This window comes from Synechocystis sp. PCC 7339 (genome assembly GCF_019924095.1).
Lineage (GTDB): Bacteria > Cyanobacteriota > Cyanobacteriia > Cyanobacteriales > Microcystaceae > Synechocystis.
The window spans coordinates 249010-271254 of the sequence record NZ_CP063659.1; the positions used below are offsets into that span (position 1 = coordinate 249010).

A 22245-nucleotide genomic window follows, 5' to 3' on the forward strand; every position below is an offset into this window, starting at 1 on the left:
GGGGATACATTACCCAGGGAAAAATGCCGGAGCTACCATCTTGAACAGCAGTACCTCCCCTCCTGTGGCTCAATCAGAGGGAGAAATTGGTTTGTGTTAAGCATTGAAGCATTAGAGTGCGAAAGTTTATAGACTTCCCCACACCATCAGTTTAAACAAAACTTGCTTAATTTTTGATGGTAGCACTACCCTTTAATTTGCCTTGGGAGAGGCGGAGGGGAAAGAGTTTGTTTAAAAAAACTTTGCAATGCTCTGCACTGGAGTTTTAAATAACGTTCCATGGAATTGCCTTTCATCAGAGCCATAGATTTATTCGCCTGGTCTACAAACGTTAGGGGGTCTAGGTATGCTTGGTAGGATAACCAGGCTTCTTGGTGAGTTTGAAAACTGAGGTGCAACCCTTCCGTTTCTTGGGCGAAACAGGCCCAAAGCATGGCCTCACATTCCTGGGCAGAAAGACTGAATAAAGGCGATGTGAGGAGTTTAGCAATGATGCCGTACAGGGCAGGGTCGTACCAAAAAATTCCATTGATGGCAGCGGATACATGGTAGTGATCCCTTTGGCATCCCCTAATGCCCAAGTTGACTAGTTGGCGCTCAAAGGCAGTGGGAGCGGGAAGGAGGCGTCCAACATCGTGGGACAAAATGGTGGAGGTATTGAAGTGAAAGCTTTCGTCGAGAAAATGGTAATAGGAAATTTGGGTCGGGATCGAGTTCCGTTCTGCTTCCTGTTGTTGGTAAAAGTGACTAAGTTTGTGCTGCACTAATTTGCCATTCAAGGTCCGCAATCCCCGTACCGTGAGATATTGGCAAGCTAAAAAAGCATTGTTCGCAGACAGTAAACCAAAGCCCTGGAGTTGCAGACCCTTCCACCAATTTTTAAACCAATTTGTGTTGGCAAAAATCATCGTTTCCCGAAATGGCGATCGCCGGGGCTGACCAAATAGATGGCCGCCAAAGAGAATTTGCTCCACTTGGTCAATCACTGTCTGAAAAGCCTGGATATGGCACCGTTCTTGGGAAGTTTCCAGATCTAGGGTGTCACAAACTAAGCGAAAATCCGTCAGGGGATAGAGACCCGTGGCGCTGGTTTGATTGAAATAAATGGTAGCCACTTCCGCCGCAATAATTTGGCTGTAGTAAGCCACCCAGTAAAGATGGTTGAGGATAAGTTTTTGATCTGCACTAGCTTGGTCCCACAGGGGAGTGCCATAGAGGAGGGAAAATTCTGGAGCTTGCCAGTATTGGCTTCGACATTGCTGATAATCAAATTGCTCAGCTAATTGATCTAATGCTGGACTATGATCTGTTTGCTTAGCCCGACGATAATTAAGCTCTAATTTTTTACGGGTTTTGCTATCCTTTGCTAACAGAGATGGCGGAGGATTACTAGACTTATGGAGGGCATTGACAGTGGTTGACATGGGACACATTCTCTAGCACAATTCAGCGGCATAGGGGACAAAACATTGTTGTTCTTCCAGGCAAGATAAAATTTTTGGTGGTACTCCGTGGGCCATTAAGGAACGCAAAAGATTGAGTTTATTTTGGCTCTGCACTTCCGTTTTTAATTCAGTAAAGATTTGTCGGCGATCGCCAGGGGATAAATAACCTCTGCCCTGTTCCACTGCTTGAACCAATCGTTGGGGCCCCACCTGCACCATGTGCAGAAATTCCCTGAGGGCTTGGTAAATATTTTCTAGACTGAGTTGATCGTATGACCAAGTTTGTAATTGCTGGACTCCCGTGGCGTGGTGGCGGGCTTCAGCAGCCAAAAAGCTTTGTAGGGTTGCAGTTAAACGATCATTTTGACAATGGCTAGCCAGGGAACGGTAATGGCTCAGACCCCAACCTTCTAGTACCACTTGCACCATGGTTAACAACAGAGCTTTATCGTTAGACTCCAATAATTGCCCCATAAAAGATAAAAAACTATCCTGATTAAATTCTGGCTTTTGCTGAAAAAATTGTTCAATTTGGCATAAATGTTGGGCTTCATCGGCGGCAAATAAACTGTACAAAATTCGTTCTTCATTACTTTCTGCTAGCAGGATCATTTTGGCCATATAGCCCATGCCTGCTTGTTCTACCCAATAAATTTCCGTCAGCAAGTCCTGGTTGGCGATCTCCAAAATTGTGTCCTGTTCTCCGGCACTGGCCTGCTGAAACAGGGTCACTTGGTTTAAACCAAAATATTCGGCGGGCCAATATGGTGGCTGGCCATGGTCAACAGTATCCTTCTCCCCTGGTCGATTTAAGGCTGAATTGAGAATTCGCTGTAGGTGATCGCCGGGGGCAGTCGAGGGGAGCGTAAAGCCACTAATGGATTGGGTCATGGATTTTTACCCCTCCATTGTGGTTAGTTACTGCCGGGGCAGATGGCAATTTTTTTTCATCTAATGGTTGCCAAGTTTCCCAATGAAGGATTGGTTGCTTTTCTAGATGGTGGATAAATTCAAGAATTGATCTATCCTCTGCTAAAGGCGTTTTGAGTGCGAATTTAATGGTCTCAAAAATCTTGGTATCTCCCTTCGCAAAATAATTGCCCACCAGATTAGTTAGCCAAAGAATAATGTTATTAAAAAACCAGCCCCAAAGCCCAGGGTGATGCTTAGTCAACAAAATTGTTTGCCCTTCCGTTTGCCCATTCTCGCCTAAGCGCAAGGTGAACATAAGATAAAAATGCAAAAAGTCTGGCCCCAATGTCACCGTCCCCGTACTACCAAACCAGTAGGATAAATTATAGGTGCCCGCTTCCCGGTAAAAGGGTTTAATCAGACGCACAAAAAGGGAATCATTGCCCCCCTGGGTGGTGTTGGCAAAATTAATCATGCTTTGATTAATAATCTCGGCTTTGAAGTTGATTTCCACCGGGAAATTATGCACTGTATTGAAATGGTGGGCATCAATGGCATTAACCATCACCACATTGGGATGGCAAGCTTTCGTAAAGTTTTTACCTAAGGCACTGGCCACTTTTTGATCAGCCAACTCCGGCGGTATAGGTAAAGTTTGACTAGGTTCAGTCCCAGTCCAGAGCCAAATCAAACCATAGGCTTCTGTCACTGGCCAGGTAGTAATTTTTAGCGGCAATGATTTCCCTAAACAGGGTACTTCCACGCATTGTCCATCGTGATCAAACCGCCAATTGTGGAAAAAACAACGTAAACTTTCCCCTTCCACCTTGCCCTCCGCTAAATGGGCCCCCATGTGGGGACAATGGGCATCCACCGCCACCACTCTGCCGCTGTCAGTGCGGTAAACCGCCAAATCTTTGCCCAATAAAAATACGGCTTTAACCTGGCCCCGTTTTAATTGTTTGGAGCGCAGTAACCAATACCAACCGGCCACAAAGCGCTGGGGCTGATTAAAAACTTTGGGAGAGTGCGGTTTGGGCAGGAAGACCACGGTGGTCAGACCAATTAGCTCAAGATATTTACAGCATAGCTGGAATGCCAAATTCTTAGTCCTGCTTTGGTCAAATTTTCCGTTGACACCTCAGCCAAACAAACCAACTCATCCCCCTGGATATGACCGGGATTTTTTTGCAAAAAGAACTCCACATGGCGATCGCCTAATTTTTCCGTGGGCACCTGGCGCAGGTTAGGGGTTAATACTTGGGGCTGGGGTAAGCGCACAATGCCCAAAATGGGGTCATAGTTGCCTTGGAATTTTTCTTGGGCTAGCTGGTCGATAAAATTTTGTACAGGCGGGGGAGTGGGGTGGAGATAGTGGGGATAGAATTCCTGGGCAAAAATGCTCAAAAACCGATAGGTACGGTAACCGGAGGAAATCAGGAGCCAATAAAGTTTTTCTGGCCTGGCCCCATGGAGAATTTGCATGGCCTTTGTCCAAGCCTTAGCTAAGGCAGGATTAGACCACATAGATGGATCGGTGATGGTGTCACCGGAATAGACAATTCTGACGGTTTCACCTTCCCGCTGGGCTGGATAGAAGCCAAAGGTGGTGAAGCCTTTCAACACCCCAGCCAATTTGAGTAAAATCACCCAATCCTTATCCACCAGGTCTGCTTGAAATTGCGGCCAATGGGGCCCCTCAAAGTGGGTTTGGAGCAATGCCAACATTAACCGTTGGTCGGCAGCGGGGATTTGGTCGGCGGGCAACAGAAAGGCTTCAATCATGGATTTGAAAAATTTTGCCTTCTCACCTCAATCTCTGGGGAAGGTCACGATGGTTTGCCCATGGCCTCTAGCCAACGATAGTTAGAGGAGATCGCCGCTCTGAAGGTGGGATAAACTTTGTACTCTACATCAAATTCTTGGCAAACATCCTTAATGATATTTTCTAGCTGGGGATAGTGAATATGACAAATATTAGGAAAAAGATGGTGGGTAACTTGGTGATTTAAACCTCCACAAAACCAGTTCCAAAAGGGATTAGTGGTGGCAAAATTGGCCGTGGTGCGAATTTGACAAATAGCCCACTCGTCATCAATGGTACCGGATTCACCGTCGGGGGTTAAAAATTCGGTGCATTCCAACACATGGGCCAGCATAAAAATAGTACAGACCACAATGCCGTAGGTCATATAGGTGACAGAAGCACCAATTAATACCTCAGGAATGGAAAAGCCTAGGGCCAGGGGTAAACCGAAAACATAACCTAGCCAAAGCACTTTAATAGCCAATAAACTAGCTAATTCCAGGGGCTGAAAAGGAGGGATTTTATGGTCATGGTATTTACCTTTATTCAGCACTAGATAAATGTCATAAATGAACCAATAAAAGGGAATAAAAAGATATAAGCCCCAAATATAAAATTGTTGGAAACGATAAATGCCAACATGTTCCTGTTCAGGACTCATGCGTACTGCTCCGTCCCCGTGGATTTCCACGTCGTGGCCGAGGATATTGGTGTAGGTGTGGTGCAAATAGTTATGACGATAGCGCCAAAGAAAACTGGATAACCCGACAAAGTCGTAGGTCAGGCCCAAGGCCCGATTCACGTGGGGATTGGAGGAATAGGCGTTATGGTTGGCGTCGTGGCCGACATTGAAGGAAAAGGCCGCGACGGCGATCGCCAAAACCACACAACCGAGGAGGCGTACCGGAAAAATAACTGGAGCAAAAAGCACAAAGGCCCAAGCGGAAAACAACCAGAGCACGATGATCAGGGTTTTCAGATACATGGCGGGGTTATCCCTTTGGGTCAGGCCATGCTCGGCAAAGTAGGCATCAACCCGTTGGTTTAGTACCCGACGAAACCCCCGCTTCTGGGTAAATTTAATTCTTTCCGCTGTTAACATTTATAAATTTTAAATAGATAAAAAACTCCCACATTATACCGCTATTAACTACCAAAAAAAACTCCAGCACCGAGGGAATCTAAAAATTTACTCAAAATAGCAGACCGTTGACAAAGTTATCGCCTGCTCCCCATCAACCCGTTCAAGCTCCAGCAATAGGAGAAGCACTGTATCTGGTTTTTTTTCAAAATTGAGTAGTAAGAAGACTTTTTAAACATACATTGAAGGGAATGATGAAGTCATCCAGAGCCGGTGCCAGTGAACTACTGCAATAACTAAGCAATAATCTAAAGTTGTTGTCTCTACTCACCCTTTTTTAGCATTGTTGAGAAGTAAAATCTAGCTATAAATTAAGCTGATGTTGCTATTTTATTTGGTTTGATTTTTCGGAAAAATGTACCTCTGCTGTTGTCTAATTTAAAAACATTAAACGTAGGTAAAATGTTCTTTCTTGATCGCCCTTGGGCCGAGCACAGGATTCCGTTTCCCCATGCTAAACCAAAAAAGAGTCCAGGGGATCGGCGGTGGCATGGGGCGATCGCCAAAGTTGCTCCAGGGCAGTGGCGGGCATGGTTAGATACAATACATCCCCGGAGGTGAGATGGGTGCTCAACAATTCCCAGCTATGGATAGTTTTGCCACCTCGTTCTAGATAAAGGGGAACGAAATCTGATTTTTGGGCCGCAATTTTCACCAATTGGTCAGCAAAGGGATGGTTGGGAGTGATTAAGGTCGCTAGGGCTACCCAAAGCAGATCATCGGTCATGCCGTTGCCCAAAATTTTGCCCCCCAGGGCCGCCGCCGCAAAGGAATAGGTGGCCAATTCCGCTGGACAAAGCACCGTTTCAAATTCAAATACTTCCTGCAGGGACAAGCTAAACTGGGCATCCTGACAGCGCAACACCACCGGCAAACTAGGGGCGATCGCCTTAGCGGTCAGGCCAATTTCCAAATTCACTGTATCGTTACTAGTGGCTACCACAATGGCTTCGGCTCGGTTGATATTGGCACAGGCTAAACTTCTTTCCAGGCGGGCATCTTCCACAATTACTGGCACCCCCAGGGAGCGGGCCGTATGCAAAAAACGATTATCGGTATCTTTTTCAATCACCACAATTTCATGGCCCTGGTGAATTAACTCTTCAATGATGGCCATGCTCACGCCCCCCAGCCCACAAATAATGATGTGATGGCGATCGGGTAACTTGGCGGCATCCAAAAACTGACTAAAGCGACTGCCGAGGATGAAATCATTCAGCAGGGCGTAGCAAATGCCAATCACCCCCGCCCCAGCTATCATCATCACCGCTGTGAACACTTTGATAATATCGGGGGACTTTTCCGCCACTTCTTCCTTGCCACCGGCCCCGGTAATCATACCAACGGAAAAATACAGCGCATCTACTGGGGCAATATGTTGGTCAATGGAAACGTAGGTGAATGTGGCCAGAAAAATCATCAACAACAAAAACAGCACTACCCACATCACCTGTTGGACGTAGCGCTGATATTCCCGCAGATTGGTAATTAGTTTGGAAACTTTGCGCCAAGGCGATCGCCTTTTGGCCTTGGGTTGGGGTTTTTGACCCACAATCAAATGATCCCCAGCTTGCAAAGTTAGCCCATCCACCACTGCGCCGATTAAATCTGTTTCACTATGGGCCGGCAGATAATAGATCAACATCCGACTGGGGTCATCCCATAAGTCTGCCAGGGGTAAATTGAACCAGGGATGGTCTTGGTCAATGATAATTTCTTGGATGGGCCAAGTCTGGTCAAACAAACGCAATTGCCCGATCGCCTGATTGCCCAAAGCCGCAAAGGAAAAAATCGGCGCCGCCAGGGCAGAAACACTTAAACTAACGTGGTCTGGTAAAGTGCTGTCCAAGCGTTTGCCCAGGGCATGGTTAAACAAACGATTAACAATGCGAATGCGGGGATTGAGAATGCGGGCCTGGGTCAGGATAGCCAGATTCAGGGCGTCGTCACTGGTGGCTAGCACTAAGGTTTGAGCGGTGTGGATGGCGGCCTTAGTTAGGGTAACGGTGGATCTCAGTTCCCCCACCACAATATTGCTGGGATTTTCCCCTGGTATGGGGCGATCGGAAATGCCAATCACCTCCGCTCCCTGTTGTTTGAGCAGACTGAAAATTCGATAACCCGTTTGTCCCAGCCCACAAACGACGATGTGCGGTTTCATAACGTCCTAAAAAAATGGGAACCTGAACAAAAAACGTCGCCAACGGGAAGCCCTGTCCCAGAGCCTCTGGAACTGATCAAACTCACCAAACGGCACTTTGCTAACCCAGCCATTTCATTTTCTCCATTCTCCCCAGACATCGCTAGCAAAACTGTCACCGTTCAATCATTTTGTCCCCACTGGCGATCGCCATAGCGCCAAAGACGTACTGAAACTGATCCTTCAACCATTACGGCCAACGTTTAAGATGGGAGCATTGTTCTAGTCCGTCATTGTAATTACCAACGGAGGGAAAATGTTACAACTACTGATCGTCTGGATTGTTACCTCAGTCAGTCTCCTCATCATTGCCCAACTGCCCACAGGGGTAGAGATTTCTAGCTTCAAAAAAGCCCTCATTTCCGCCGTCGTCATTGGTTTACTCAATGCCCTAGTACGTCCAATACTAACATTTTTCACTTTTCCCCTAATTTTTCTCACCTTTGGGCTGTTCTACACCGTAGTTAACGCCATCATTTTTGCCCTCGCCGCGGCCTTTGTGGATGGCTTCAGCCTCCGTTGGGGTTTTTGGAGCGCCCTCATTGGAGCCATTTTGCTGGGATTTATCAACTCCCTGCTCTTTCAATTACTACCCATCGGTAGCTAGTCCAAATGTGAGATTAGGATTCTAGAGTGTCTAGTAAAGGCGGTGGGGTTGATTTTAACGTCACCGTTCTTGTTTATATATTGCAAAAATTGAAATTGTTCGAGGAAAAAATTTTGCAAGTTACCATTAACCAAGCTAAATCTCTCCTCAATAAAGCCACTGGTTTTATCCAGGATTATGATTTTACTCTTAATCCCTATCGCGGTTGCCAGTTTGGTTGTGACTATTGCTACGCTTCTGCCTTTAGTCCCAATACTCAGCTAAAAGCCAATTGGGGAGACTGGGTAATGGTAAAAGAAAATTCAGCAGAATTATTAGTACATGAACTAGAGCGAACTAGCAAAAAATACGATCGTCCGATTCGGATCTATATGAGTAGTGTAACGGATCCCTATCAACCCATTGAGCAAAAAGTACAGATCACCAGAAAAATTCTACAGGTCTTAATTAAGTATCAACCTGTGTTAGTTTTACAAACCCGCAGTCCCATGGTGGTGAGAGATATTGACCTTTTACGTCAATTTCATAACCTAAGAATTAATATCAGCATTCCTACTGCTAGCGAAAGAGTAAGAAAAGATTTTGAAAATCGTTCTCCCAGTGTTAAAGCTCGCCTACAGACGGTGGAAAAACTTAGGCATCAACTTCCTTCTGATGATGATTATAAAATCAAATTCGCCGTTACTATGACCCCACTGCTGCCTTCCTACGATGAAGATTTAGCGAAATTTATTGAACAATTAGCCACAGTTGACAGAATAGTTATACAGCCATTTCACAGCAGTCAAAATCAATCTCTAAAAGCCGCCACCCCTGCCAAGGCAATAGAACTAAAAAGAAAATATGAATGGTGGTATCAAAACGAAGATGACAATTATCATAATCTACTCAACAGACTAGAATTGATCAACCAATGCTATGGCGTAGAAATTTTTGAAGGTAGGGAAGGATTTGGTTATGATTAAACCGATTCAATTTGTCAAAAGTTTATGGCAATTGCAGATTATCAAAGCGGAAATTGCCAAAGGAAATCGTAAGTTAGCTCAACATTTAATTTTAGCAAGAAAAAAACAGGGATATAAATTAACTTTGTTGGAAAGATTGTTCTTGGAAAACCAGGGACAAACCAAGCAAAATAGTGATTATTTGCCTGGACGTACTGCCACTATAGCTAGGCAAAAATTTACCACACAACAAAAGTTAATACAAAAAATTAATAGTGCTTTTCATTTAATTGACCACGATGGTCACAAAATAGAATGTACAGGAATTGAAGAGTCTATTTTTACAAAATTAGAGACTGAATTAGTGATTTTTTTAGAAAAAATCATTGATGCCGTCGACTTGAACAAGAATCAAGTTAAGCAAAAAATTAAGGAGGCTTATCGAGATTTAAATGGATTGAAAAAAGGAATTGATCCAACCTATGATAAAGCTTTTAGTCCCCATGTTTATTTCATCAAATATTTTTTGGATAACGTTTATTGTAGTTATCTCGCCTATTTTTTTATCTATCAATCTGGTCAATTAAAGAGAAATCTGAAAATTCTTGACATCGCCGCTGGCCCCGCTACGATGTTGTTTGGTTTATCCCTCTTTTTAGAGTCTTTGGCTGATTATCAAGAAATTGCTAATTTTACCTGTTCTTATTACTCCCTAGAAAAACAACGCAATTTACAGTACAGAGGACTACAGTTTTGGCGTCAATATCTTGATAGCCTTAAATTGCCCCCCAATATTTTTTATCAATTTAATACAGTCAATATCTTCGATTATGACAATTATTCTTCTAAGTTGCCCAGGGGATTCTTCGATTTAATTATCATTGCCCATTGTTTTTTCTATCAAGGAAAAGATAGAAGTAAATCTTTTGATATTTATCGATCAATTTTTAAACAATGTTTGCGATCAGAAGGTAGGGTTTTGTTGGTTGTTCAGGGAAACAAATTTTATAAAATGTTTGACACTTATCCTGATGAAAACATAGATAAAGAACGGTACTTAATTGATACATTATTAGATTCTCTCGGTCTACAACTAATCTTTTACAAATACTTGACTTCAACTGGCAAGCGAACTAGCAGCAAGGAGAATTTTAAAAAATTTATCCTAGGTAATCTTCCAGAACAACCACAAATGGATAAAGTAAAATGGGAATATCTCAACTATAAAAATCCTAGTAAATACGTTATTGATGATTTTGTGATTTATGCAGAAAGACAATTCTAATCATCTGTTTGAGGCTCTTCTTCTGTTGTAGAAGAATCCTCTGGTAACTGACTAATCAATACTTTATCAATGCGGATGCCGTCCATATCCACCACTTCCACCCGTAGGGTATCGGAAACAAAATATTCTCCTGATTGGGGAATTTTACCTAGGCTTTCAATCACAAAGCCCCCTAGGGTATGATAATGCCCTTCCTCTTCGTTGGAGAGGGTTTCAAGGTCGAAAATTTCCTTAAATTCATCAATGGGCAATAGGCCATCGAGCAGGTAGGAACCATCTTCCCGTTGAATAATTTGGGGCTCTTGAATTTCGTCGTCATTGGGAATGCTGCCCACGATCGCCTCGATCAGGTCATTGAGGGTGACTAGGCCTTCAATGCCACCATATTCGTCCGTAATTAAAGCCAAATGGATACCAGAGGCCCGGAACATTTCCAACACATTCAGGGAACGGGTATTTTCTGCCACAAATAGGGGAGGCTGAACAATTTCCTCCAGGTTGATTTTTTGCCCCGACCATTGACTATTGAGAATATCCTTCACCCGTACAAATCCTAAACATTCGTCCAGGCTGTCCCTACCCACCGGAAAGCGAGAATAGGGAGTATCGAGGATTTCCTGTTGATTTTCCGCCCAGTCCGACTCCACATCCAACCAGGCGATCGCCGTGCGGGGAGTCATTAACGTTTTAACCGGGCGGTCCCCCAAACGAAAAACCCGTTCCACCATTTCCTGTTCGGCCTCGTCGATCATGCCGGCCTGGGCCCCTTGTTCAATCATGACCCGAATCTCCTCTTCGGTAATGGGGCTAGCTTCCTTGCTAGTGATGCCAAACAGCCGCAGTACTCCATCGGTGGAAAGGCCCAAAAGATAGACCAAGGGAGCGGTGAGCTTGGCCACTAAATTCATAGCTGGAGCCACCCCACAGGCAATTTCTTCTGGATGACTGAGGGCAATACGCTTGGGCACCAACTCTCCCACTACCAGGGATAGATAGGTGATACATCCCACCAACAAAGCAATGCTGAGGGGACTAGCGTAGGGAGCCAGCAGGGGAATATTGTTAAGAAAATCCGCCAGCCGCAGAGCCACCGTTGCGCCTCCCACCGCACCACTCAAAATGCCAATCAGGGTAATGCCAATCTGGACCGCCGACAAAAAATTATTGGGGGCTGTGGCCAGCTTCAGCGCTAGCTTTGCTTTGTGATTACCCCGCTTTGCCAACTGTTCCAAACGAACCTTGCGAGCTGAGACGACGGCAATTTCCGAGCCGGAAAAAACTCCATTTAACACCACCAAAACGAAGATGAAAAAAAGTTCCAGCTCAACAGAAGAGGAAAACATTCAATTTTTAGGGATATGAATCCGGTAGGCCGGGGATAAAGTCGGTGGGGAGTGGCTAGCGACAACCATCAATCATAGAAGAAAACATCCCGACTGTCTGTGCTCTGGATTCAGTTTGTTCCCAGAGAAAGGCCCACAATCCTTGACTCCGTTGGGCAAACTCGGTTCCCATGGCCGTGTTTGGGGATTGATCCGTCCCTCTGACAATTTACGCCCCGAAAAATTCTGGCCCCGAAAAATAGGTTAGAATGATAAACGCGAAATTTTTCCCAATTTATTTTTAGTTAGTATGATTAAACTCCGTCTGAAACGCTTTGGCAAGAAACGTGAAGTGAGCTATCGGATCGTCGCCATGCACAGCACCAGCCGTCGGGATGGTCGTCCCCTGGAAGAATTAGGTTTCTACAATCCCCGCACCGATGAAACCCGCCTTGATGTACCGGCGATCGTCAAAAGATTGAAAGAAGGGGCCCAACCCACCGACACCGTCCGCTCCATTTTGACCAAAGCCCAGGTTTTTGAACAGCTAAAGGCTTAGTGCCGGTTTTTTCCTTGGTGTTTACCAACGTTTGCCCCCTGTGACTACCCTAAACTACGTTGAATTGGTCAAGTTTCTTGTCCGCCCCTTTTTGGAAAAGCCCGATGACCTGAAGGTGGACTGTGAGGTGTTTCGACAAAATAGCCGAGTTTGGATTCGCTTAGCCCTAGGGGACGAAGACCGGGAAAGACTCATCGGCCGGGGGGGAAGGAGTTTGCAAACCATTCGCACCCTGCTCACCACTGCCGCCGACCAGGTGCAACAGTCGGCCTTCCTAGAAATATACGCCACCGATTCCATTGGGAAATCCACTCCCCTGCGCCGCCGTCGCTCCTCTGCTGGCCCGGCCCCTGTACGTCGTTCCCGCAGTCGGGGAGAGTCCGTTAATCGCTACTAGGGGAGACTAGTTTTTTAGGCACCACGACTTTTTTGTAATATTTCTTCATATTTTGGATTTATAGCCTCGGCTCGTTTCCGTCTCCCCTTGGGAGGAAAGGAATGGGTCGTTGTTTTTGTATCTATATTGTCTATTTGAAAAAAATGTCTTGCGTATGATTGGAGGGTCTGTAAACTCCGAAGTAGAGATTTAAGCCAATGAGTGGAAATGCGGCCCGCGCCCAAGCAGTGCATCAAATCATCAACCAGAAACCCTTACCTGCAAAAGAGTCACCCCGTCTAGAAGACCTGTGGGCGGATAACGTCTTTAACCTGAGTAAAATGCAGGCGAGCCTCCCCAAAAGTGTCTTCAAATCCATCAAAAATACCATTGTCACCGGGGAAAAGCTGGATCCGACGATCGCCGATGCGGTGGCCACGGCCATGCGGGATTGGGCTATGGGCAAAGGAGCTTTGTATTACGCCCACGTTTTTTACCCCATGACTAACCTCTCGGCGGAAAAGCATGATGGCTTTATTTCCGTGCAAGGAGACGGCAATGTCATCTCGGAGTTTTCCGGCAAAGTTTTGGTGCAGGGGGAACCGGATGGCTCTTCTTTTCCTAATGGTGGCATTCGGGATACCTTTGAGGCCAGGGGCTACACGGGATGGGACGTAACTAGTCCCGCCTACATTATGGAAACAGATAATGGTTCCACCCTCTGTATTCCTACGGTATTTGTTTCCTGGACAGGGGAAGCATTGGACAAAAAAGTGCCTTTGTTGCGTTCCATTGCCGCCATGGATAAAGCGGCCAATAAGGTGCTCAAACTTTTAGGCAATGAAAATATAGCCCATGTCAATTCCAGTTGTGGGGCGGAGCAGGAATATTTCCTCGTTGATGCCAATTTTGCTAGCCAACGTCCCGATTTACTCTTAGCCGGCCGGACTTTATTTGGCAAAGCCCCCGCCAAGGGCCAAGAGTTTGATGACCATTACTTTGGGGCCATTCCCGAGCGGGTGCAGGTCTTTATGCAGGATGTGGAGGAAACCCTTTATAAATTGGGCATTCCTGCCAAAACTCGCCATAACGAGGTTGCCCCTGGTCAGTTTGAAATTGCGCCCTTTTTTGAAGCGGCTAACGTGGCCAGCGACCACCAACAGTTGTTAATGACCGTGTTGAAAAATACCGCCAAAAAACACGGCTTTGTCTGTTTATTACACGAAAAGCCCTTTGTTGGCATCAATGGTTCCGGCAAGCACGTCAACTGGTCAGTGGGCAACTCCACCCAGGGTAATTTGCTCGATCCCGGCGATTCACCCCATGATAATGCCCAATTCTTGGTCTTTTGCGGTGCAGTAATCCGGGGTGTCCATAAGTATGGCCCTCTGATGCGGGCGGCGATCGCCACGGCCAGCAATGACCACCGCCTAGGGGCCAACGAAGCTCCCCCGGCAATTATGTCGGTTTATCTCGGCACCCAACTCGAAGAGGTATTTGAACAAATCAAAACCGGTTCCATTGTGGAGTCTAAACAAAAAGGGGTAATGGATCTGGGCGTTGACGTGCTCCCCGCCCTAAGTAAGGACGCTGGTGATCGTAACCGTACCTCTCCCTTTGCCTTCACCGGCAACCGCTTTGAATTTCGGGCGGTGGGATCTAGTCAGTCAGTATCCGGACCCTTGATTGTCCTCAACACCATGTTGGCGGATTCCCTAGCTTGGATTGGCGATCGCCTGGAAAGTGAATTAGGCAAAGGCTTAGACCTTGATACCGCCATTCTCACCGTCCTCAAAGAAGTGATGAATGCCCACGGTGCCGTCGTTTTTGGGGGCAATGGTTATTCCGAGGAATGGCACAAAATGGCTGTGGAAGAACGGGGGCTGTCTAACCTCCGCACCACCGCCGATGCCCTCCCCGTGCTCAAGGAGCAATACATCAAAGACCTCTTTGAAAGCACTGGTGTTTTAACCCCGGTTGAACTAGCCAGCCGCTTTGAAGTGTATGCGGAGCAATACATTAAGTCTATTGATGTGGAGGTCAAGCTCGTCATCAGCATTGCAAAAACGTTGATTTACCCCGCTGCCATTGAATATTTAGCCAAACTTTCATCGACGATCGCCAGCTTAGGAAGTATGGGGATTGACCTGGATAAAAACAGCGCTAAAACCATTGCGGACTTAACCAACACCATGATGAATGCCGTTGATAAATTGAGCCATGCCAGCAAAAAGCATGGTTTTGCTTCAACAGAGGAAGAGCTACAATACTACGCCCAAACCCTAAAGCCATTAATGGACGAGGTGCGGGTTTCTGCCGATGCCATTGAAGCAGAAGTAGCAGATGAGTTTTGGCCCTTGCCTACCTATCAAGAAATGTTGTTTATCAAATAGTCAAGTACTATTTAATAGGCAATGGTTGCTGACAGTGAAAAACTGTTAGTAATCTAAGATTTATTTGGAAAGCCCCCTGACTTTAGCCATAGGAGAGTTGGGGGGTTATTTGATGTTTTGCAGATCCCAAGCAAAAAGTTAGCGATGGCAAAATTAGAAGTAAAATCCTCCAAAAGTTGGCAAGATTATCAAATTCGTTCTCGTTTCAAAGATGCCCTAGCCAAAGTTAGGGATGGGATGGTTGGGCGTTAAATATTGTATTAATTGCCGGCCAACTAAAGTGCTGTGGGCTTGGCCAGAGGAATGGAGTCCGATGGTGGTGCTCACAACGATGGCCAGGGACTGGGAAGGCAGGGCTGCAAAAAACAGATTGTAGCCGCCGAAACGGGGATTCTGCACTAGCCAACCATTGGCATAGATAATGCCCAGACCATAATAAAGATCCGGTCTATTCCGACCTAAACCCACCGTGGTGGGGGCAATTTGGGCTTGGGCCGCTTGGGGAGAGAGCAGAGTACCTTTGGCGATCGCCAGGGCTAATAAACCGAGATCCCCCAGGGTGGAAATCATCATCCCAGAGTAGGAAGTCCAAGAAGGATTCCAATAGGTAGAATCTTCAAAAACGTCCCTATCCTTGCTAAAAGCATGTAGTACCGGAGCCGGGATTTCGCTGGTATGGGGATAACTGCTGTTAGTTAAACCCAGGGGAGCAAAAATTTCCCGCTCTAGTAATTCCTGTATGGATTGCCCAGTAATCCTTTGCAATAGTTGCCCCAAAACAACAAAATTTGTGTGGGAATAATTCCAACTTTCCCCCGGTTCATACAGAAGAGGAGTAGCAAAGGCAATATCTAGCAATTCCTGGGTTTTCCACTGGCGGAAAGGATTATAGTTGTTGGCGTCGATCAAGGTTTGATCCTGTTCAAAGTCTGGGTAACCAGAGGTGGAATTGGCTAATTGTTGGAGGGTAACCTTTTCTGCCCTTGGTAACTCTGGCCACCAACGGCCCACAGGATCGTCTAAATTAACTATGCCCCGATCCACCAATCTCAATAGCACCAAGCAAATGCAGGTTATGGTAACTCCCCCAGCCCGGAGATGCATAACAGTGGTAGCAGGCACATTGGTTTGGGAATGACCGATCGCCGTGGAAATGATTGTTTTTTCTCCCTGCCACACTCCACACAGCAGGGCGGAAAGACCGTATTCCTGTTGGGCTTGCTGGAGGATAGCTAAAATTTCTTTGGATAAGGAGGAATCGACTTCTAAATCAGTGGCGATCGCCGGATTGGTCAAACCTTTCCATCTTTGGCTCCCCAGCCAAGCAGAAGCGGCTAAAATTGCTAAAAATCCACGACGTTTGAGATTAAGTTCCATACATTATCCCTAATAGGATGGAGAGAAACGGCGATCAAAAAATTTAGTAGGGTTTAATATTAATTAAAAAAGACCTCCCCTCAGTTTTGAGTGGAAGATCTTCTGCGTTTTTATGGAGTTTTATATTCACCGTTAAAACTTTGTTCGTAAACTGCCTCCAAACTTGGGGAATTTAGAGGGAAACTAATTAAACTAATTTTTTTACAAACAAAATTCCCCGTAGGTTTAGAAGTAGATAGTACCACCCCACCGTTCATCCAATTTGGGGGCAATGAGAGTGTAACCAGCCACATCAAAGATGTCATCTTCAGTGTAGTTTCTCATTTCTGGGTAGATGTCGGGACGGGAAATGTTGGGATGTAATTCCGAATAGTCATCTTCACCGTCATAACTCTTGGGATTTTTGAGATATTCCACCAAGGCCAAGAGATTATCCCGACGGGGCTCAGCACCGGCCAAGTCTACCAAACCTAAACTGACGTTATTGTTAGTTTTGGTTTTACCCTGGAGGTGACATTGGGTACAGGTGTCCACAAAAATCTTTTGGCCGTTGGTGAACTGGCGGGCGGTTAAAGTTGTGGTGCCACCGGCCTCATCTAGGGCAACGGTGCGGGTGCTTTCGGTCAACTCCACCGCATTGGCACTGCCGGCCATGGTGTTAAACAAAAATAGGACAGAGGCGATCGCCACCAGAAAAAAGCGTTTCACAAAGGTTCTCCTCAAACTGTTGGTATAAGGGGTGAGAAAGGTAATCGGTCAATTCTCAATCTTTTTTTAAAAATAGGGTTTTAATCAAGTGTGCCAAGAAAATCGAGGGTTTTTGATCGGTCAGTATGGTGATAGGAGCCATAGCAATGGTCTGACAGTGTTAGGAACTAGAAATTGTCCCCTTCCCCAGCGGCTGATTGTTGACGGTGCAAAATTTGCATAATTACCGCCTTCGCATCCTCCAGGGCCAGATTAGTTTCTTGGTTTTTGTAGGCTATGCCGAGTTGGTCGCACAGGTCAAAGACCGATTGCACAGTCAGATCGTACTCCGTGGCAATGGACTGAATCGACAGATCCGCAAATCCCATAAAATTTTATTGCTATGGTTTACCGAAAGATTGAGTGGTATAACCATCATGCCATTGTAAGTTCCCTTTGCCACAGCCTCCCTCCGGCGATCTCCCAGAGATTTGTTACGCAGGGCGCTATTGCCGGGGGAGATTAAGTCGAAATTTGCAGTTTTCGTGGGGGGATAGAGCCAAATTTGGTTAAAATCGCCACCCCAGGGCAGGGAAATGTTGATTAAGATATATGAAGCTAAGCCCCTTTTACCCCCCAACAAGCTTTGTCCATCGCCTATCTGTTGGTTGCCCACGGTAGCCGTGATCCCCGTCCCCAGATCGCCCTCGATCGCCTAACTTATCTAGTGAGTCAGTTTCTGCGCCCCCGTTCCGCCGCAGGAAAAAAGGCCCTGATCAAACGCCATGGCATGGCAACTTTGGGAAGTTACCTTGGGGGGACGTTGATCACCATTAGCCAGGAAAGTACTTCCCAGTCCCCAGTCCAGGTATTTAGCTCCAGTTTGGAAGCCCAAGCCCTGCCCCTCCATCAACAATTGGTTAACCTTGCTAGGGATTTGATTCCCCAAGGGGTGAAAAAAATTGCCGTTATGCCCCTCTTCCTACTCATGGGGGTGCACACCTGCGAAGACTTACCCCGGGAAATTGCCCAAGCCCAGGCCTTATTGGGTAATGACATTTCCATTGATTGCTTACCAATTTTAGGGGTTTATCCCTGGCTACCAGCTCTGCTCGACAAGTGTTTTACCCAGTACCAAACCCAACCCCAGGCCGAAAGAATTTTATTAGCCCACGGTAGCAAACGGGCCGGTGGTAATTTGGCGATCGCCACTGTGGCGGAAAAACTAGGAGCCAGGGCGGCCTATTGGAAAGGGGGCATCAGTTTGGGGACTGTCCTGAGGGAAATTAAGACAGCGGGGGAAGTGGTGATTTTGCCTTACTTTTTATTTGCCGGAGGATTAACAGACCTAATCAGGCAAGAGCGAGAGCAACTCCAATCAGTCCATGGTCGGCTCCGTCTTAAATTAGGGGAACCTCTAGGGCCCCAACCATTGCTGGCCCAGTTAATTGCCACGGAGCTACAGCGTTTTGATTGATACGAGCGGGAATTCCCCTTCCTCGCACGCAGTTGACTGCGACAAGTAGGCAGGAGTAGTTCACCTAGGGGACAATAGATCTTTCAAGTCCACGGCCCAGTCCACGGCTGTCAGGGTGATGGCCCGCCCTTCCCCTTGGTGGCATAGTTGAATTTGCAAATACTGGTTTGGTAGTTGGGGTAATCTTTCCGGCCACTCCACGGCGGTAATCCCCAAGGGAAAATCTTCCCCCTGCCAATATTGTTCTGGGTATAAATATTCGACTTCAAGGGAATTAAGCCGATACAAATCCAGATGGTAAAGAGGCATCTTGCCTTTCCGATACTCATTAACAATGGTGAAAGTGGGACTGACAATTTCCCCCACAATGCCCAACCCCCTACCAAGGCCCTGGACTAAGCTGGTTTTCCCGGCCCCCAAATCCCCCTGCAACAAGATGATGGTGCCCAGGGGTAACTGTTGAGCCAATTGTTGCCCCCATTGATGGGTCGCATTTAAGTCGGGAAGAAAAAATTGCATAGAGTTTTCATTCATCGGCAAATGGGAGAAATTTTAAAGGCATTGGACAAGTTTGATGGGGATCGGCCCGTCTGGAAAATGTTGACCCCTAGTCCTACCAAAATTTGTTAAGCTTTGTATCTAATTAGAGCCAATCTGTAACATTTTTTGACAGATCCAGTCTAGGCGTTCACCCTTTCCCTACTCCGCCATTATGCCCAACCTAGAGTCCGCCGTTGTTGTCCCCACCTCCGAGGCGATCGCCGTTGACCCGAACCAGCTAGAAGGAAAGTTGACTCCGGCGGATAGTTTTTTGGAACGCCACCTAGGGCCCGGAGAAACGGAACAACAGCAGATGCTCCAGACGTTGGGCTTTGATGCATTGGAGGATTTGATTGACCAAGCGGTGCCCCCGGCCATTCGCCTCTCCCGGTCCCTCAAACTGCCCGCTTCCCAGGGTGAGTATGGGGCGATCGCCCAGTTGAAATCCATTGCTTCCAAAAACCAAGTTTTTCGCTCCTACATCGGCATGGGGTATTACGACACCATCACCCCGCCGGTTATTCAACGGAACATTTTAGAAAATCCCGGCTGGTACACAGCCTATACCCCCTACCAAGCAGAAATTGCCCAGGGTCGCTTGGAAGCGCTGTTGAATTTTCAAACCATGGTGATGGATTTAACTGGGTTGGAAATTGCCAATGCTTCTCTGTTGGATGAGGGTACCGCCGCCGCCGAAGCCATGGCCTTGAGTTATGGAGTGAGTAAAAGCAAAGCTAATGCTTTTTTTGTTGCCCAGGACTGCCATCCCCAAACCATTGCAGTGATTAAAACCAGGGCCAATCCCCTCGGCATTGACGTGATTGTGGGCGATCACCGCACCTTTTCCTTCTCCACGCCCATTTTCGGCGCGTTACTGCAATACCCCGCCACCGATGGGGCCATCTATGATTACCGCAGTTTCATTGACCAAGCCCATCAAGACCAAGCCTTGGTTACCCTGGCCGCCGATCCCCTCAGTCTCACCCTGCTGACTCCCCCCGGTGAATTGGGGGCCGATATTGCGGTGGGCAGTACCCAGCGGTTTGGCATTCCCTTGGGGTATGGTGGGCCCCACGCCGCCTACTTTGCCACCAAGGCCGAATATCAACGGAAAATGCCGGGGCGCATTGTGGGGGTTTCCAAGGATGTCCATGGTAATCCCGCCCTCCGTTTAGCCCTACAAACCAGGGAACAGCATATCCGTCGCGACAAAGCCACCAGTAATATCTGCACTGCCCAAGTTCTCCTCGCAGTGATGGCTTCCATGTACGGTGTGTACCATGGCTCCACGGGTTTAAAAAATATTGCCCTGAGAATTCACCAGTTGACAGCCCTATTGGCGATCGGTTTAAAGCGGTTAAATTACAGCCTCAACAACGATTACTTTTTTGATACCTTGCGGGTGGGGGTAGGGGAACAGAGTGCCCCAGCGATTTTAAAAGCGGCAGAGGGACGAGGAATTAATCTGCGACCCCTGGCCCCTGGGGAAGTGGGCATTAGCTTAGATGAAACGGTGACAGTGCAGGATCTGCTCGATCTGTGGCAAATTTTTGCTGGCAAGGATGATTTATCCTTTACACCGGCAGAACTGTGGTCGGAAGTTAAAACAAGTTTTCCCGCAGATTTAACCCGTCAGAGTCCTTACCTACAGGATGCCGTTTTTAATCAGTACCATTCAGAAACGGAATTATTGCGCTATCTCCATCAACTGGAAAGCAAGGATTTAGCCCTGAACACTTCCATGATTCCGTTGGGTTCCTGCACTATGAAACTCAATGCCACAGCGGAAATGATGCCCGTTACCTGGCCCGAATTTGGCAAAATTCACCCCTTTGCCCCCGCCGGTCAAACGGAAGGTTATCAGATTTTATTTGCCCAGTTGGAAGCTTGGTTAGGAGAAATCACCGGTTTTGATGCCATTTCTTTGCAGCCCAATGCCGGTTCCCAGGGAGAATATGCCGGTTTGCAAGTGATCCGTCAGTATCATCTCAGTCGGGGAGAAGCACAACGCAACATCTGTTTAATCCCCGAATCTGCCCATGGCACCAATCCGGCTAGTGCGGTGATGTGCGGCATGCAGGTAGTGCCGGTGAAATGCGACGGGGAAGGAAACATCGATGTAGAGGATTTAACCGGGAAAGCAGAAAAGTACGGCGATCGCCTGGCGGCCTTGATGGTGACCTATCCTTCCACCCATGGGGTATTTGAAGCTACCATCAGCTCAATTTGTGATACTGTGCATCGCTTTGGCGGCCAAGTTTATATGGACGGGGCCAATATGAATGCCCAGGTGGGGTTATGTCGTCCCGCTGACTTTGGGGCGGATGTGTGCCATCTCAATTTACACAAGACTTTTTGCATTCCCCACGGCGGTGGCGGCCCCGGGATGGGACCCATTGGAGTTAAGGCCCATTTGCAGGAATTTTTACCCTGGACTAGCTTAAATTTTTTTGCTGCAACCCCAGAAGAAGATCAGTCCATTGGCATGATTTCCGCCGCTCCCTACGGCAGTGCCAGCATCTTAGTTATTTCTTGGATGTACATTGCCATGATGGGCCCTCAAGGTTTGACCAAAGCGACAGAGGTGGCTATCCTCAGCGCCAATTACATGGCTAAGCGATTGGAAAATTATTACCCCATTTTATTCAAGGGTAATAATGGCTTAGTGGCCCATGAATGCATCCTTGATTTGCGCCCTCTGAAAAAACAAGCGGCGATCGAGGTGGAAGATGTGGCCAAACGCTTAATGGATTTTGGTTTCCATGCCCCCACGGTGTCTTGGCCGGTGCTGGGCACCATGATGGTGGAACCGACGGAAAGTGAATCCCTGGCGGAATTAGACCGTTTTTGTGATGCCATGATTACCATTTACCAAGAGGCCCAGGCGATCGTCCATGGGGAAATTGATCCCGTTGATAACCCCTTGAAAAATGCCCCCCATACGGCCCAATCCCTCATCTGTGGTGAATGGAACCATCCCTACGACCAGGAACAGGCCGCCTACCCCGCCCCCTGGACTAAACAGTTTAAATTCTGGCCCGCCGTTGGCCGCATTAATAACACCTACGGCGATCGCCATTTAGTTTGCTCCTGCGAGGGTATGGAAGCTTACAAGGAAAATTAACCGGAGTCAGGGCAACGGTGAGGTGGGGGGGACAAACAAATTGGTCTCA

19 protein-coding genes are annotated in these 22245 nt (G+C 47.0%); 8 read left to right on the forward strand and 11 right to left on the reverse strand.

The genetic code is table 11. The features are described from left to right. Positions 1 to 185: 185 nt before the first annotated feature. The 6 genes from IQE94_RS01180 to IQE94_RS01205 all read right to left on the reverse strand — a co-directional run bounded on the left by IQE94_RS01180 (position 186) and on the right by IQE94_RS01205 (position 7466). Positions 186 to 1424, reverse strand: a complete 1239-nt coding sequence (locus IQE94_RS01180) for a P-aminobenzoate N-oxygenase AurF (RefSeq protein ID WP_223342535.1) — start codon at positions 1422 to 1424, stop codon at positions 186 to 188. A 12-nt stretch (positions 1425 to 1436) separates the two neighbouring features. Then, positions 1437 to 2336, reverse strand: coding sequence for a ferritin-like domain-containing protein (locus IQE94_RS01185; RefSeq protein WP_212715600.1), 900 nt, complete (start codon positions 2334 to 2336; stop codon positions 1437 to 1439). Further along, on the reverse strand, positions 2320 to 3408 hold the full coding sequence (locus IQE94_RS01190; protein WP_223342536.1) for an aromatic ring-hydroxylating dioxygenase subunit alpha: 1089 nt from the start codon (positions 3406 to 3408) through the stop codon (positions 2320 to 2322). Before IQE94_RS01190 ends, IQE94_RS01185 begins: the two co-directional genes overlap by 17 nt. A 14-nt stretch (positions 3409 to 3422) precedes the next feature. Beyond that, positions 3423 to 4142: a hypothetical protein gene (locus IQE94_RS01195; RefSeq protein WP_212722381.1), complete on the reverse strand. Its 720-nt coding sequence runs from the start codon at positions 4140 to 4142 to the stop codon at positions 3423 to 3425. 44 nt (positions 4143 to 4186) lie between these two features. Continuing rightward, a complete protein-coding gene (locus IQE94_RS01200; protein ID WP_212715602.1) occupies positions 4187 to 5266 on the reverse strand; it encodes a fatty acid desaturase in 1080 nt (359 codons plus the stop codon). 493 nt (positions 5267 to 5759) lie between these two features. Next, complete coding sequence (locus IQE94_RS01205) at positions 5760 to 7466, reverse strand: TrkA family potassium uptake protein (RefSeq protein WP_212715604.1); 1707 nt, start codon at positions 7464 to 7466, stop codon at positions 5760 to 5762. 295 nt (positions 7467 to 7761) lie between these two features. On the opposite strand from IQE94_RS01205, the gene IQE94_RS01210 reads away from it, so the two are divergent. From IQE94_RS01210 to IQE94_RS01220, 3 genes are read left to right on the forward strand one after another with little or no spacing between them, the layout of a single operon-like run. Then, entirely contained in the window at positions 7762 to 8112 is a 351-nt protein-coding gene (locus tag IQE94_RS01210; protein WP_212715606.1) for a phage holin family protein, read from the forward strand. Between the two features lie 26 nt (positions 8113 to 8138). After that, positions 8139 to 9077, forward strand: a complete 939-nt coding sequence (locus IQE94_RS01215; RefSeq protein ID WP_223342537.1) for a radical SAM protein — start codon at positions 8139 to 8141, stop codon at positions 9075 to 9077. Further along, positions 9070 to 10341, forward strand: coding sequence for a hypothetical protein (locus tag IQE94_RS01220; protein WP_223342538.1), 1272 nt, complete (start codon positions 9070 to 9072; stop codon positions 10339 to 10341). The genes IQE94_RS01215 and IQE94_RS01220 overlap by 8 nt, the downstream gene beginning before the upstream one ends. Here IQE94_RS01220 and IQE94_RS01225 read toward each other — a convergent pair. Then, positions 10338 to 11684: a hemolysin family protein gene (locus IQE94_RS01225; RefSeq protein ID WP_223342539.1), complete on the reverse strand. Its 1347-nt coding sequence runs from the start codon at positions 11682 to 11684 to the stop codon at positions 10338 to 10340. The genes IQE94_RS01220 and IQE94_RS01225 overlap by 4 nt on opposite strands. A gap of 289 nt (positions 11685 to 11973) precedes the next feature. Here IQE94_RS01225 and rpsP point away from each other — a divergent pair, with 289 nt between their 5' ends. The 3 genes from rpsP to IQE94_RS01240 all read left to right on the forward strand — a co-directional run bounded on the left by rpsP (position 11974) and on the right by IQE94_RS01240 (position 14991). Beyond that, the gene (gene rpsP, locus IQE94_RS01230; protein ID WP_212715612.1) at positions 11974 to 12222 is read left to right on the forward strand and encodes a 30S ribosomal protein S16; all 249 of its coding nucleotides are present in this window, start codon (positions 11974 to 11976) and stop codon (positions 12220 to 12222) included. A 40-nt stretch (positions 12223 to 12262) separates the two neighbouring features. Next, on the forward strand, positions 12263 to 12619 hold the full coding sequence (locus IQE94_RS01235; RefSeq protein ID WP_190599632.1) for a KH domain-containing protein: 357 nt from the start codon (positions 12263 to 12265) through the stop codon (positions 12617 to 12619). A 197-nt stretch (positions 12620 to 12816) separates the two neighbouring features. Further along, positions 12817 to 14991, forward strand: coding sequence for a glutamine synthetase III (locus IQE94_RS01240; RefSeq protein ID WP_223342540.1), 2175 nt, complete (start codon positions 12817 to 12819; stop codon positions 14989 to 14991). 216 nt (positions 14992 to 15207) lie between these two features. On the opposite strand, the gene IQE94_RS01245 is transcribed toward IQE94_RS01240, so the two are convergent. The 3 genes from IQE94_RS01245 to IQE94_RS01255 all read right to left on the reverse strand — a co-directional run bounded on the left by IQE94_RS01245 (position 15208) and on the right by IQE94_RS01255 (position 17444). Further along, the gene (locus tag IQE94_RS01245) at positions 15208 to 16368 is read right to left on the reverse strand and encodes a serine hydrolase (RefSeq protein WP_223342541.1); all 1161 of its coding nucleotides are present in this window, start codon (positions 16366 to 16368) and stop codon (positions 15208 to 15210) included. Positions 16369 to 16593: 225 nt separating this feature from the next. Next, on the reverse strand, positions 16594 to 17076 hold the full coding sequence (psbV, locus tag IQE94_RS01250) for a photosystem II cytochrome c-550 (protein ID WP_212715618.1): 483 nt from the start codon (positions 17074 to 17076) through the stop codon (positions 16594 to 16596). Between the two features lie 167 nt (positions 17077 to 17243). Continuing rightward, complete coding sequence (locus IQE94_RS01255) at positions 17244 to 17444, reverse strand: translation initiation factor IF-2 (protein WP_190599627.1); 201 nt, start codon at positions 17442 to 17444, stop codon at positions 17244 to 17246. Between the two features lie 257 nt (positions 17445 to 17701). Here IQE94_RS01255 and IQE94_RS01260 point away from each other — a divergent pair, with 257 nt between their 5' ends. Continuing rightward, positions 17702 to 18532, forward strand: a complete 831-nt coding sequence (locus IQE94_RS01260) for a sirohydrochlorin chelatase (protein ID WP_223342542.1) — start codon at positions 17702 to 17704, stop codon at positions 18530 to 18532. A gap of 60 nt (positions 18533 to 18592) precedes the next feature. Here the strand turns inward: IQE94_RS01260 and tsaE are convergent, their stop codons facing one another. Further along, the gene (gene tsaE, locus IQE94_RS01265) at positions 18593 to 19066 is read right to left on the reverse strand and encodes a tRNA (adenosine(37)-N6)-threonylcarbamoyltransferase complex ATPase subunit type 1 TsaE (RefSeq protein WP_212715619.1); all 474 of its coding nucleotides are present in this window, start codon (positions 19064 to 19066) and stop codon (positions 18593 to 18595) included. 178 nt (positions 19067 to 19244) lie between these two features. On the opposite strand from tsaE, the gene gcvP reads away from it, so the two are divergent. Further along, on the forward strand, positions 19245 to 22196 hold the full coding sequence (gene gcvP, locus IQE94_RS01270; protein WP_223342543.1) for an aminomethyl-transferring glycine dehydrogenase: 2952 nt from the start codon (positions 19245 to 19247) through the stop codon (positions 22194 to 22196). Positions 22197 to 22245: the final 49 nt, after the last annotated feature.

Coding starts and splice junctions, on each gene's coding strand:
- IQE94_RS01180 (WP_223342535.1), bottom strand. CDS start 1,424: ATGTCAACCACTGTCAATGCCCTCCATAAGTCTAGTAATCCTCCGCCA.
- IQE94_RS01185 (WP_212715600.1), bottom strand. CDS start 2,336: ATGACCCAATCCATTAGTGGCTTTACGCTCCCCTCGACTGCCCCCGGC.
- IQE94_RS01195 (WP_212722381.1), bottom strand. CDS start 4,142: ATGATTGAAGCCTTTCTGTTGCCCGCCGACCAAATCCCCGCTGCCGAC.
- IQE94_RS01200 (WP_212715602.1), bottom strand. CDS start 5,266: ATGTTAACAGCGGAAAGAATTAAATTTACCCAGAAGCGGGGGTTTCGT.
- IQE94_RS01205 (WP_212715604.1), bottom strand. CDS start 7,466: ATGAAACCGCACATCGTCGTTTGTGGGCTGGGACAAACGGGTTATCGA.
- IQE94_RS01210 (WP_212715606.1), top strand. CDS start 7,762: ATGTTACAACTACTGATCGTCTGGATTGTTACCTCAGTCAGTCTCCTC.
- IQE94_RS01220 (WP_223342538.1), top strand. CDS start 9,070: ATGATTAAACCGATTCAATTTGTCAAAAGTTTATGGCAATTGCAGATT.
- IQE94_RS01225 (WP_223342539.1), bottom strand. CDS start 11,684: ATGTTTTCCTCTTCTGTTGAGCTGGAACTTTTTTTCATCTTCGTTTTG.
- rpsP (WP_212715612.1), top strand. CDS start 11,974: ATGATTAAACTCCGTCTGAAACGCTTTGGCAAGAAACGTGAAGTGAGC.
- IQE94_RS01240 (WP_223342540.1), top strand. CDS start 12,817: ATGAGTGGAAATGCGGCCCGCGCCCAAGCAGTGCATCAAATCATCAAC.
- IQE94_RS01245 (WP_223342541.1), bottom strand. CDS start 16,368: ATGGAACTTAATCTCAAACGTCGTGGATTTTTAGCAATTTTAGCCGCT.
- IQE94_RS01255 (WP_190599627.1), bottom strand. CDS start 17,444: ATGGGATTTGCGGATCTGTCGATTCAGTCCATTGCCACGGAGTACGAT.
- tsaE (WP_212715619.1), bottom strand. CDS start 19,066: ATGAATGAAAACTCTATGCAATTTTTTCTTCCCGACTTAAATGCGACC.
- gcvP (WP_223342543.1), top strand. CDS start 19,245: ATGCCCAACCTAGAGTCCGCCGTTGTTGTCCCCACCTCCGAGGCGATC.